This window comes from Idiomarina sp. UBA4520, from assembly GCF_002388365.1.
Lineage (GTDB): Bacteria > Pseudomonadota > Gammaproteobacteria > Enterobacterales > Alteromonadaceae > Idiomarina > Idiomarina zobellii.
On sequence record NZ_DGMK01000016.1, the window covers coordinates 1 to 12,688 of the forward strand.

Annotated in this window: 10 protein-coding genes; 7 read left to right on the forward strand and 3 right to left on the reverse strand. The window is 46.7% G+C overall.

Going from position 1 to position 12,688, the window contains the following annotated elements:
* Nucleotides 1-82: 82 nt before the first annotated feature.
* From B3850_RS07615 to B3850_RS07630, 4 genes are all read left to right on the forward strand, one after another.
* Entirely contained in the window at nt 83-1,315 is a 1,233-nt protein-coding gene (locus B3850_RS07615) for a Zn-dependent hydrolase (RefSeq protein WP_053954551.1), read from the forward strand.
* 66 nt (nt 1,316-1,381) lie between these two features.
* Nucleotides 1,382-2,818, forward strand: a complete 1,437-nt coding sequence (gene ccoG, locus B3850_RS07620) for a cytochrome c oxidase accessory protein CcoG (RefSeq protein WP_286872570.1) — start codon at nt 1,382-1,384, stop codon at nt 2,816-2,818.
* Entirely contained in the window at nt 2,811-3,815 is a 1,005-nt protein-coding gene (locus tag B3850_RS07625; protein ID WP_053954549.1) for a serine/threonine protein kinase, read from the forward strand. The genes ccoG and B3850_RS07625 overlap by 8 nt, the downstream gene beginning before the upstream one ends.
* A 38-nt stretch (nt 3,816-3,853) precedes the next feature.
* Entirely contained in the window at nt 3,854-4,471 is a 618-nt protein-coding gene (locus B3850_RS07630; RefSeq protein WP_053954548.1) for a thiol:disulfide interchange protein DsbA/DsbL, read from the forward strand.
* A 49-nt stretch (nt 4,472-4,520) separates the two neighbouring features.
* Here the strand turns inward: B3850_RS07630 and B3850_RS07635 are convergent, their stop codons facing one another.
* Nucleotides 4,521-5,723 carry a mechanosensitive ion channel family protein gene (locus tag B3850_RS07635; RefSeq protein ID WP_053954547.1) on the reverse strand — a complete coding sequence of 401 codons (1,203 nt, stop codon included), beginning with the start codon at nt 5,721-5,723 and terminating at the stop codon, nt 4,521-4,523.
* A gap of 11 nt (nt 5,724-5,734) precedes the next feature.
* A complete protein-coding gene (locus B3850_RS07640; RefSeq protein WP_053954546.1) occupies nt 5,735-6,646 on the reverse strand; it encodes an acyltransferase in 912 nt (303 codons plus the stop codon).
* A gap of 123 nt (nt 6,647-6,769) precedes the next feature.
* On the opposite strand from B3850_RS07640, the gene B3850_RS07645 reads away from it, so the two are divergent.
* Genes B3850_RS07645 through B3850_RS07655 form a run of 3 tightly spaced genes read left to right on the forward strand, consistent with a single transcriptional unit; the run spans nt 6,770 to nt 11,894 of the window.
* Entirely contained in the window at nt 6,770-7,372 is a 603-nt protein-coding gene (locus B3850_RS07645; protein ID WP_053954545.1) for an ImuA family protein, read from the forward strand.
* Entirely contained in the window at nt 7,372-8,778 is a 1,407-nt protein-coding gene (locus B3850_RS07650) for a Y-family DNA polymerase (protein ID WP_053954544.1), read from the forward strand. The genes B3850_RS07645 and B3850_RS07650 overlap by 1 nt, the downstream gene beginning before the upstream one ends.
* A gap of 35 nt (nt 8,779-8,813) precedes the next feature.
* On the forward strand, nt 8,814-11,894 hold the full coding sequence (locus B3850_RS07655) for an error-prone DNA polymerase (RefSeq protein WP_286872562.1): 3,081 nt from the start codon (nt 8,814-8,816) through the stop codon (nt 11,892-11,894).
* Between the two features lie 2 nt (nt 11,895-11,896).
* On the opposite strand, the gene B3850_RS07660 is transcribed toward B3850_RS07655, so the two are convergent.
* Entirely contained in the window at nt 11,897-12,445 is a 549-nt protein-coding gene (locus tag B3850_RS07660) for a gamma carbonic anhydrase family protein (protein WP_053954542.1), read from the reverse strand.
* Between the last annotated feature and the right edge of the window lie 243 nt (nt 12,446-12,688).

A 12,688-nucleotide genomic window follows, 5' to 3' on the forward strand; every position in this document is an offset into this window, starting at 1 on the left:
GACGCCTCACCCTACTCGATATGTTCGTTTGGTTGCTATGCAGGTTTTGTCCTAAGCTTAAAACAAATGCGAAGGAGGAACTATGCAAGGCATTAATGCTGATCGCTTAAAAAAATCTGTCCTGGAATTATCCAATATTGGCTATAACGACAAGGATCACGGCGTGTATCGGTGGGGCTTTACTGACGCCGATATGGAAGCCCGAAAGTGGATGATGGAACAGGCAAAAGCCGAGGGTTTTGAAACTTTTATGGACGGTGCCGGCAATGTTTTTTTCGGCATCGGCGACTTTACCCAAAAGCCGGCTGTACTAACCGGGTCTCATCTCGATACTGTTCCCGCTGGTGGTATTTTTGATGGTGCCTTGGGCGTGCTTGCCGGATTCGAAGTTTTGCGCTCGATCAAAGAAAACGATATTAAATTGAAGCATCCTGTCTGGGTAGTCGGTACAGCCGAAGAAGAAGGTCGATTTGGTGGTATGATGGGCTCGCAGGCAATAGCGGGCGTTATAAACCCGGACTGGTTAATGTCAGCGCACGATGCCGACAATGTGTACTTGAAAGATGCTATGGCTGCACACGGTATGAATGTGATGGATGTGCTTGATGCAGCCTGGCCACCGGAGCGACTTAAAGCGTTTTATGAGCTGCATATTGAGCAAGGGCCGGTGTTGTTCCAAAAGGAAATAACCATTGGTGCTGTGGAAGGTATTTCTGGTGTTTTCAAATGGATAGTGCACTTAAAAGGTAAGGCCGACCATGCTGGTACAGCACCGATGAATATGCGTAGCGATGCGTTTATGGGATTGGCCGACTTTGCCCATGAAATTGACCGAATTATTGCTGAAGATGGCACGGACAAAACCCGTATCACCGTCGGTAAAGTCGACTTAAAGCCGGGTAGTCCGCATACGGTGCCGGGTGAAGCTATATTCACCATTGTCGGTCGCGATATGAGTAACGATGTGATGAAAGAGCTGGCAGACTCATGCAACAAAGCTTTGTCGGCCATTGCGCGTAAACATCGGCTGAAGTTTGAGTATGAGCAAGTCAGCTGGCTTAACCCAAAAGACTGTTCAACGGCACTGACTCAGAAAATTTTAGATAAGGCCAAAGCACGCAAGTATTCGTGCCTGAAAATGCCCAGTGGTGCTGGTCATGACACACAGTTTTTGGCGGAATTAACCGATGCCGGGCTTATTTTTATACCGTCTGTTAATGGTGTCAGCCATGCGCCTGACGAGTGGTCGCATTGGCATGATGTGGAAGCAGGTTGTAACATACTTTTTGATTGTATAATTGATTCAGCTCAGTGAGCTGCGCCGGGCCGTATGATACGTTATACTAGGCGCACCTCGCCGTGACATTAAGTGGTATTGTTCATGGAACACAAGCAAAAGATAACGGTTCAGTCTGCGGACAAAGTTAAAATCCAGCGCCCCGACGGACAAAAGCACAACAACAATTACTCACCCCGTAGTCGCATTTATGTGCGTAGCGTAAAAGGTGCTTTAGAGTACTTCAGGCGTAGCTTTGGTTTTATTCTTCTGGGCGTATTTGCCTTGCTGCCCTGGCTTACCTATCAGGGAGAGCAAGCCATTTTGCTTGATATTATGGAGCAACGCTTCCGAATTTACGGACTGACCCTGTGGCCTCAGGACTTCACAGTTGTCGCCTGGTTTGCCATAGTTGCGGCGGTTGCTCTGTTCTTCGTAACGACGATATTTGGCCGGGTCTGGTGCGGCTTTATGTGCCCGCAAACCACCTGGACCTTTATTTTTATGTGGTTTGAAAAGAAGTTTGAAGGGCCGCGAAATAAGCGTATCAAGCTTGATGAACGCAAAATGGACTTCGACAAGCTGTGGCGCAAAACCGCTAAGCAGGTAAGTTGGGTCCTGGTCGCTTTACTGACCTCTATGAGCTTTGTCGGCTATTTTACCGATATTCGTGAACTCTTTATTAGTTTCTTCACATTAGACGCCGGCTTCTGGGCAACATTCAGCGTGCTTTTCTTTACCTTCTGTACCTACGGAAACGCCGGTTATATGCGCGAAATTATGTGTACGCACATGTGCCCTTACGCGCGCTTTCAGTCAGCTATGTTCGATAAAGACACGTACACAGTCTCTTACGATGCCGAACGCGGTGAACCGCGCGGTCCTCGCTCGCGAAAAACGGACCCTGCCGAAAAAGGTTTGGGCCATTGTATCGACTGTTATATGTGTGTGCAGGTTTGCCCCACAGGTATCGATATCCGTAACGGGCTTCAGTATGAATGTATAGACTGCGGGGCTTGTATCGATGCCTGTAATGAAGTTATGGACAAAATGAATTACCCACGCGGCCTTATCCGTTTCACCACAGAGCGTAACCTGGCGGCAAAAGAGAAAAAACAGAAGACCAACCCGTGGCGCATGAAAAGTATTGGTTACTTTATTATGTTGCTGGCGGTAAGCGCTGTATTGATATGGGATGTAGCGACGCGTATTCCATTGGAAGTCGACGTGCTTCGTGACCGTAATCAGTTGTATCGTGAGAACATTGAAGGTCAAATTGAAAACGTCTTCACCCTTAAGTTAGTGAATAAATCGCAGCAAGACCAGACATACCGAATAGAAGTCAAAGGTTTTGAACAGTTCGAACTTATTGGAGAAACGACGAAAGATGTTTCTGCCGGTGAAGTGGGCACAATGCCGGTGACCTTAGCGGTACCTCCGACTTTATTAGATGGCCAGGTGACAGAGTTTTACTTTGTGGTGACAGCCGTTGATAATGCGGACATCACAACTGAGCACCAAAGCCGTTTCTTATATGAGTAATTTACTGGATCATTCGTCAGACTTTGCATTTCAGGGGCTGACGCCAGATATTGTTGTTAATGCGCTGGAATCTGTCGGACTGTATCCTGCTTCGGGATTGCTGGCGCTTAACAGCTATGAAAATCGCGTGTATCAATTCACCGACGATGATCGCAAACGCTACGTCGCGAAATTCTACCGTCCCAGCCGCTGGACCACAGAACAAATACAAGAAGAGTTAAGTTTTGTTGAAGAGCTGGCGCAAGCGGAAGTGCCTGCCGTGTCAGCTTTGGAGCTACAAGGCCAGCGCCTGCATGAATTCGACGGCTATCGCTTTTGCGTCTACCCAAGTGTTGGTGGACGCGCTTTTGAGCCTAATGACTTAGATGAGTTAGAGCGGCTGGGTCGTCAAATTGGCCGAATGCATGCAGTTGCAAAAGCCGGACGTTTCGAAAGCCGTGAAACAATAACTTATGACGGCTTCGTTGCGCAGTCAGTGGTTGAGTTGAAACAGTCTGAGTTGCTGCCCGCAGAGTTAAAAAACGCTTTTTTCGCCATTTTGGACCCGTTAGCAGAGCGCCTAAAAAGTACGCCACTGAATCAATTTGAGTTTCAGCGCTTGCATGGTGACTGTCATATCGGCAATATTCTTCAGTACGATGACAAACTGACTTTTGTCGACTTTGATGATTGTCGCTCTGGCCCAGCGGTGCAGGATCTCTGGATGATGCTGAGCGGACCTAAGGAAGAGCAGACGCTGCAACTCGATGCGTTAGTCTGTGGCTATGAAGATTTTTGCGATTTTGACACCGAACAAGTGGTTTTAATTGAACCTTTGCGCAGTTTCAGAATCATTCAATATATGGCATGGTTGTCGCGACGTTGGCAAGACAGTGCATTTCAGCGGGCATTTCCGTGGTTTGCGGAGAGTCGTTATTGGGAGCAGCAAATTCTTGCGCTCAAAGAACAACTGGCGGGGCTTGACGATGCGCCGCTTAACCTTGGTTTTAACGGATAATTTTAACGGATAGTTTTAATAGATAACAGGAAGACGTAATGAAAAATTGGTTAGTCAGTATTATTGGTTCTTTATTGTTAGTGGTTGGTGTCGCTCAGGCTCAGGACTTTGAGGAAGGCGTGCACTACGAAGTGATTGCAGACGAAGCGACCAGCAAGCCTGAAATTACAGAATTCTTCTCGTTTTACTGTGTGCATTGCTACCGCTTTGAACCTATCGCTAAAGAGATGAAGTCAGAATATCCAAATGCGTTTCAAAAAGCCCACGTGTCTTTTATCAGCCCGCGCGGTAATGTCGGCGAGGAAATGACTCAGGCGTTTGTGGTAGCGGAAAAGCTGGGTAAAAGCGACGAATTGTCAGTCGCTATTTTTGATTACAACTTCAACAAGAATAATATGCTGACCAGCAAAGAAGACATTCGTAACGTATTTATTGTGAACGGTGTTTCTGGCGAAGAGTTTGATAAGGCAATGAAAAGCTTCACGGTAAGAACGGCTGCCGCGAGAATGGATCGCCGAGCGACTAATTTAGGTGTTAATGCAACTCCAACTTTTATCGTTAATGGTAAGTATAAAATGCTGCCACAGGGCTTCCGTGACAGTGATGACTTTGCCGGTGACTTTACGGATCTGGCAGGCTACTTATTAGAGAAGTAACCTGCCTGGACAGTAAGAAGCTTTAAGGGTTGTACTTACAATAAGCGCCTTATTCATTTTTGGAGAAGGCGTTTTGATTATTAAGGTACTGATAATTCCGTAAGCCAAACTCCGGTAATACGCTGTACAAGTGCTCAATAATAGAGCTTTGAATCGCTTCGTATTTGGTCCATTCTGTGTCGCTCGAGAAGGCATAAATCTCTAAAGGTATGCCTGCTGCAGTAGGTTGCATTAGTCGGGTCATGCAAGTTAAATCCTGACGTACTTTCGGATGATTCTTCAAATACTGATCAGCAAAAATTCGAAATGCCGTTAGGTTACTGACCGGCTTTTCTAAATCGTTTTCTTTAAGCCATTCATCCACCGACTTCCCAAAATACGTATCAACTATCTTCTCCAGCTCATCGTCAGACAGTAGTTTTGAGCTATCCAGATCAATCATCAGGGAACGTTTCATGCGGCGCCCGCCTGTTTCTATCATGCCTTGCCAGTTCTTGAAGGACTGATTAATCAGCACATAGGTTGGCAGGTACACAATGGTTTTATCCCAGTTTTCGACTTTAAGCGTAATAAGCCCGACTTCTTGTATGGTGCCATCAACATTGTGATCAGGCAGCTCTATCCAGTCGCCTATTGCAACCATGCGGTTAGTGGCAAGCTGAACACCAGCGACAAAGCCCATCAGTGTGTCTTTGAACACCACCATGAGTATGGCGGTCATGGCACCAAAGCCGCTGAGCAAGTACATGGGCGACTTATTCATGATAATAGCCACAGTGATAATGATGGCCATTAATACCAAGACCAATTTCACAACCTGAATAACGCCGGTTATAGGCACATCTCGCGCTTTTGGTGTGTAGTCGTAGGCGATGGATACAAAGTTAGCAATAGACGTCAGAATACTGGTGATAACCCAGGTAAGATAAATGCCGACAGCCGTTCGCAGGGGTGACTGCCAGCTTTCGAAGTCGCCGGTGAACAACACCGGAATAAAGCTATTAATAATAACAACCGGTGCTAAGTTGGCGCAGCGTTTGAAAAAACCACTGTCTACTAATGCCCGATACCAACGCTCTGGGGCGCGGCGCAGTGCACGTTCAATCGCATGGTCGAATACCCAACGGGCAATGACGTAAGTGATATAGCTTGCGACTAATATAATGGTGACACCGATGACCAAGCTGAGCTCCTGCAAATTGCTCTCGATGCCCATACTTTCCAGCCACTGCCTTACAAACTTAAAGTTCATGGCAACGCTCCTTATCGGGTTTCCGTGATGGTTTTACGGATATCATTAATGGTTTGATCTTTCTCGTGCCAACGCAAGTTCAGCCAGTTTTGAAAGTGCTCTTTGAACTTCGGATCATTAGCGTAGTCGCCAATTAAGTCCGCCGTAACTGGCAGCGTTTTGATATCCACGTAAACGTTTTTGAGTCGTCCGCTGAGTAAATGCCAAACAACGGGGCGCGAATCGTTACCCGGATATACAATAGTGATGTCCAAAATAGCCTCAAACTGTTCTCCCATTATTTGCATGGAAAAAGCTGTTCCACCTGCTTTTGGAGGCAATAAATTTTTAAACGGGCTGTTCTTTTTCTTATGCTTTTCCGGCGTAAAGCGAGTGCCCTCACAAAAATTAACGACCGTTGTCGGAATATGTCGGAATTTAGCGCATGAGCGTGTGGTTGTGGCGATATCCTTGCCTTTTAGGTGAGGCTTTTTCTGTATCAAGTCTTTTGAATAACGCTTCATAAAAGGCATATCTAAAACCCAGCACCCCCATCCGACAATGGGTATCCACATAAGCTGAGATTTTAAGAAAAAGCGAGGCGTCGGCATATGGCGGCGGGTTAAGTGCATTAACACAAGAACATCCACCCAGCTGCGATGATTCGCCATGACCATATACCAGCCGTTTTCGTGGAGATCTAAGTCACCTTTTATATGCCATTCCATGCGTTGAGTCAGCTGGAACATCATTGACATGCAATAAGCCCAGACGCGGAATAGTCCGTTAGCGGCGGCTGAACACAAGCGTTGAGTTGCAGGAAAAGGCAGAAGAATTTTGAAAACACCGACACCAATAATCAAAACGCCGATAATAGCGGTTGTGATAACTCCCCACAGTAAGTGAGCGATGACTCTGAAGGGAATAAGTAACGATGTCAGCATATTTCCTGGTGCCTTCCTAAAAGTAAATAGTTACAGAAATAATAACTTAAGCCGTGCTTTATGTCTGTTGCGAAAGGGTAAAAAATAATGGTACTGTACAAATATACAGTATTGGAGGGCAGTATGCAGCCAAATCTACAGCGACTGATAGAAAAAGGGGTTGTTTGGCAGGGGCAGACAAAAGCGGCTCAAGCTGACCATTACATAAAAACAGGCTTTTCCAAGCTTGATGAGTTGTTAGGTGGTGGTTGGCAAACTCCCGGGTTGCATGAATGGCAGTTAGAGTCGCCTTTTTCAGAGCAGCGGTTGTTATTGCCGCTTGCGCAACAAGCTATTGAACAGGGGCTTGCTGTGTTTTGGGTAAACCCACCGGCGCAGTTGTCTGCCGCCAGTCTGTATTATCATGACTTAGCCGATGCTATGCATGTTGTGGTTGAGGCCAAAGGAAGTGATGCTTGCTGGGCTCTTGAACAGATATTACAGACGAAAAACGCCATGGCGTTTGCCTGGCTTCCGCAAAAAGAAACGACGTCTCCGAAAGTCCGGCGCTGGTATAAAGCGGCAGAGTCCGGGCAAATGGGCATCGTTATTAGCGGCTTTAGTGATCACCCGGAGGCTCGACCCTATAGTAACCGGTTAAAAATACGTTTAACGGAAAATGGATTAGCTCTGGATATTTTAAAGCGCAAGTTTGGATGGCCTGTTGAGAATATAGAGCTGAGCTAATGTGGTTATATTGTCACTTTCCGCAGTTGCTGTTAGATAGCCTGTTAAGAGCACAGCCCGAGTTTGAGAAACAGGCGGTCGCGCTTTATCAGGTTCAAAACGGACAGTCACTTATTGAGCAAAGTAATCAAGTTGCTCAGCAGGCAGGAGTTAGTCAGGGCATTGCCAGTGTTATGGCTATAGCCCTCTGCGAAGACTTAAAGTTAAAAGAGTACAGTGTGGCAAAAGAAGAAAGGCTTCTTTGTGGCGTGGCTGACCATTTGTACCAGTGGGCGGCAAAATTGGTATTAGAGCCGCCGCAGGGCATATACGTAGAGCTCGATAGCCTCGAAAAGTTGTACGGTGGGTTGTCGAATACGGCGAAAACGTTGCATTTGGCGGTAAAACAATTGGGGGTGAGATCGCAGCTGGCGGTGGCTAACAATGCGTTAGCAGCGAAAGTGCTGGCTGAAGCCGATGCCCCGCTGACAATGAAGGATGAAAAAGTCGGTCATCAGTTAAAAGGTTTATCCATAAAAAGTAGCGGACTGCCGGACAAAGTCGTTCGAGACTCACTATCTGCAGGCATTTTCTCTATTGGTGATTTACTGGACATACCGGTTAGTGACATTGGCCGGCAACTTGGAAAAGAAGCCCTGTTTTATATACAAGAGTTAAAAGGTGAGTTGAAAACGCAGCGAGCGAGTGACTTTTATCAGCCGTCCGAGCGATTTTTTCAGCACGTCGACTTAGTTTCCGAGGTATCTAATTGGCAGGGCTTACGCTTTCCTATGAAGCGGCTGCTTAATGAATTAGAGAGCTTTTTATATCAACGCCAAAAAGTTGTGCAGCATATCAAGTTTCAGCTGTACCAGCGTGATAAAAGTTGTTCAGAGGTTAGAGTTGCGACAGCAAGCCCCAGTTGGCGCGCGCAAAGTTTTTGGTCATTACTGCAGTTAAAAATGGAGCAAGCTCCTTTAAGCGCGCCTGTTTTGGAAGTGTCTCTTCAGGCATCAGACTTTTCTTCATTGTCGGTAAAAACAAGTCACTTTTTTCATGATGCAAAAGACACCCAGGGCTTATTTCCTCTCATTGGAAAATTACAGGTGAAGCTTGGCGAAAATGCGGTTTATACCCCGGCAGTGAGCGATGATCCCAGGCCCGGTATTAATGAATACAAACAACCGCCCTGCCGTTTCGGCGGTTTCTCCGTCAAGCCTGTTAAGCGGCCTTTATGGCTAAATCACCCTGAACGGGTCAATTTGGATGAGTGGTCTTTAAGCAATGGCCCGGAGCGAAAACGTTGCGGCTGGTGGGATAGCCAACCAATAGAGCGAGACTACTGGATAGCAACGGACAGTAAGCATCGCAAAGGTTGGCTTTTTTATGAGTCTGGGCAGTGGTATTTGCAGGGATGGTTTAGCTGATCTGGCTTCACACCCACTCAGCCTGAGGTCTTATTATGGCATTTGCAGAGTTACACGCACTCAGTCATTACAGCTTTCTGCGCTCAGCGGCTGCGCCAGAAGAGTTGGTATGCAGAGCAGAACAGCTAGGCTACTCAGCTATAGCCATTACCGACGAATGCTCGGTTGGAGGAGTTGTTAAAGCCTATGAAGAGGCTAAGCAGCGCGATATTAAGCTCATTATAGGCAGTGAGTTTCATATTGCGGACTACGGCACTTTTGTCGTCCTAGCTCCAACGCGAGAAGCCTATGCTGAATTGAGCCAGAAAATTACTGAATTTCGTGGACGCTCGAAAAAAGGCAGTTACCAGGCGAATATTGAGGACTTTTTCACGGGTTTTTCGGACTGTCTTTTGTTGTGGCTTCCGGAGTTTCAGCAACCCCAACTCGTGGCTGTTGGCAAAAAGCTTTGCCATGTTTGGCATTCGCGATTTTGGCTATTGTACGAAAGGCATTACCAGGCTGATGACAGCGAGACATTCAATGCAATCGTCGAACTTAACAAAGCATTAAAAACCCGGGTAGTTTGTGCCGGTGGCGTACGTATGGCAGCAAAGCAGCAACAGCCTTTGTTTGACATCATGAGCGCGATACACGAAGGCCATAGTTTGTATGAAAACAGTGGTGTCGCAAGCGATAACGCAGAGCGTCACTTACGGAGTTTGCAAGAGCTAAAGCAGTGCTATCCGGAGGCATGGCTGAATGAGTCAAGCAATATAGCCAATCAGTGTCATTTTTGCTTATCAGAGCTTCGTTATGAGTACCCGGCGGAATTCACGCCGAAAGGCTTGTCCGCTACGGCGTATTTACGGCAGTTAACCGAAGACGGCGCGCGGTGGCGTTATCCAACAGGCATTCCTGCGAGTGTTAAAGCTCAGTATGAAAAAGAACTGAAGCTTATACAGGAAATGCAGTATGAAGCGTTTTTCCTAACTATCTATGACTTGGTTCAATTTGCCAACAGTCAGGGCATTTTGTATCAGGGGCGAGGCTCAGCGGCGAATTCGGTGGTGTGTTTTTGCTTAGGTATTACCGCGGTTAACCCTTCGCAAATAGAAGTGTTGTTTGAGCGATTTATTTCGAAAGAGCGTAATGAGCCGCCAGATATCGATGTCGACTTTGAGCACGAACGTCGCGAAGAGATCATTCAATACATTTATAAAAAGTACACTCGAAAACGAGCGGCACTGGCAGCAACGGTGATCACTTATCGCTTTAAAAGCGCCTTTCGTGATGTCGGAAAGGTGCTGGGATTTTCTGAGCAACAGTTACAGTTTTATAGCCAGAACTTAGATACCCGAGATAAGGAAGACAGTTGGCAACAACAGTTGATGCAGCAACACCCAAACGTATTTGGGTCTAAAAAAGGACAACTGCTACTATTGCTTGTCGAGCAGTTAAAAGGAGCGCCGCGACATTTATCTCAGCATGTTGGCGGCTTTGTTATTGCGTCCGACGAGGTTGCCCGGCTGGTTCCGGTGGAAAATGCATCGATGCCTGAGCGCACCGTTATTCAATGGGATAAAACCGATTTAGAAACACTAGGTCTGCTTAAGGTCGATGTGCTGGCGCTGGGAATGCTGACAGCACTACGTAAAATGCTTGCTTTAGTGAACGAGAAAGGCACAAATAATGGTAAGTCATTAACCCTTGCAAATATCCCTCAAGAAGACCAAACCGTTTATAAGCAGCTTCACCAAGCCGACTCTATGGGTATTTTCCAAATTGAGTCGCGGGCGCAAATGACCATGCTGCCAAGGCTGAAACCAAAAACGTTTTACGATCTGGTTATTCAAATTGCTATTGTCAGACCCGGGCCTATTCAAGGCGACATGGTTCACCCCTATTTACGGCGCCGGGATGGCCTGGAAAATGTGGACTATCCCAGCGAAGAAGTTCAATCGGTACTGAAGCGTACTCTCGGTGTGCCCATATTTCAGGAGCAGGTTATAAAACTGGCAATGGTTGCAGCTGGGTTTACCGGTGGAGAGGCCGACCAATTACGAAGAGCCATGGCATCCTGGGGTAAGCGGGGGCAGTTAACACACTTCGAGCATAAACTAATAAAAGGAATGCTGGAGCGAGGCTATACGCGAGACTTTTCAGAGCGCTTATTTCGGCAAATTTGTGGTTTCGGGCAGTACGGCTTCCCGGAGTCCCATTCTGCCAGTTTTGCCAACCTTGCTTATGCGTCAGCCTGGTTTAAAACGCACTACCCTGCCGCATTTTATGTCGGTTTACTGAATAGCTTACCGATGGGGTTCTATTCTGCCTCTCAACTGGTTCAGGACGGACAGCGGCACAATGTCGAATTTTTACCTGCTGATATTAATAAGAGTAACTGGGACTATGAGTGGCTAAGCCAGGAGCCCAATGTTGTAAGAATAGGATTACGACAAATTAGGAGCTTGTCAGAAATACGCATAAAAGAGTCGTTAAAGCACAGACCTGAGGCAGGCTTTAAAGGGCTGAAAGATTTAGAAGACGCAGGACTGAATAAGTTTGACATACAGGCGTTGGCAAAAGCAGATGCGTTACGAAGCGTTTTAGGACACCGATACCAAGCCCACTGGGAAAGCCTCAGTGAACGAGACAGCCAAATGCCGTTGTTCGCTCAGGTATCAGATCGCCCTGCTCGCCAGTTACAAGCGCCTCAGGAAGTCGAAGACATAAAAGCAGACTATGAAACACAGGGTCTCAGTTTAAGGCGTCACCCTATTACCTTACTACGAGCTCACTCAAAAGAGCTGAGTCGATGCATTGTCGCAAAAGAATTAACCGACTGTCGCTCAGGACAGGTGTTATCCGTAGCTGGTTTAGTAACCTGTAGACAGAGACCCGGAACAAGTAGTGGTGTTACATTTTTTACTCTAGAAGATGAAACGGGCAATATAAATGTGGTTGTTTGGGCGCATACGGCCAGACAATTCCGACAAGCTTATTTGACCAGCAAGTTACTTTGGGTGAAAGGTGTGGTCGAAATAAAGTCAGGTGTTGTTCATGTCATAGCTGGGAGGTTAAAAGACTTAACCCCCCTATTGGCTATTGAAAGAATCGAGAACCGTCGTTTTCATTAATATCAGGAAACGGGACTTACCTGCAGTAGGTAGTCGTCTTTTAAGTCTACGTAGTTTTGTGCTGACTGGCTGAGAAACGCAGACTCTCCTGTATTAAGTTTCCGTTTCTTTTCTATAGGGCTGCCAACATATAAGTAGCCGCTTTCCAGGCGTTTGCCCGGAGGTACCAAGCTCCCTGCCCCAATAATCACATCATCCTCGACAATAACATCATCCATAATAACGGCAGACATACCCACCAAAATGCGGTTACCCAGCTGGCACCCGTGAAGCATACAGTGGTGACCGACGGTCACATCGTCACCAATGATAAGTGGATGCCCGTCAGGGTTCGATGGTGACTTTCGGGTAACATGTAATACGGTTCCGTCCTGAATGTTGGTTCTTTTGCCGATACTGATTGAGTTTACATCGCCTCGGGCCGCGACCATCGGCCAAACACTACTGTCGTCTCCGAGAGTGACATTTCCTACAATGACCGCGCTAGGATCTAAATAGACGCGCTCGCCAATAATAGGCTCATGTTCCTGATAACTGCGTAAGTCCGCCATATTGGGCTCCAACGTTAATAAAGAGTTACTCCTTTTATAGCAGATGATGTGGTGAATATCATGCACCGCCTTATTCTGCACATAAAAACAGCGTGTTGCTGAAACTTTACGCAGTCAGTAAAAAAACAGTTAAAAAGGCATAAAAAGCGCTTGACGGTGTGAGTTAAATCTCTAAAATGCGCTCCACGTTCGAGGCAGGCAACGAAGCCGCCGAAAACCGAAGTTTTCTAAAACATCTTTTTT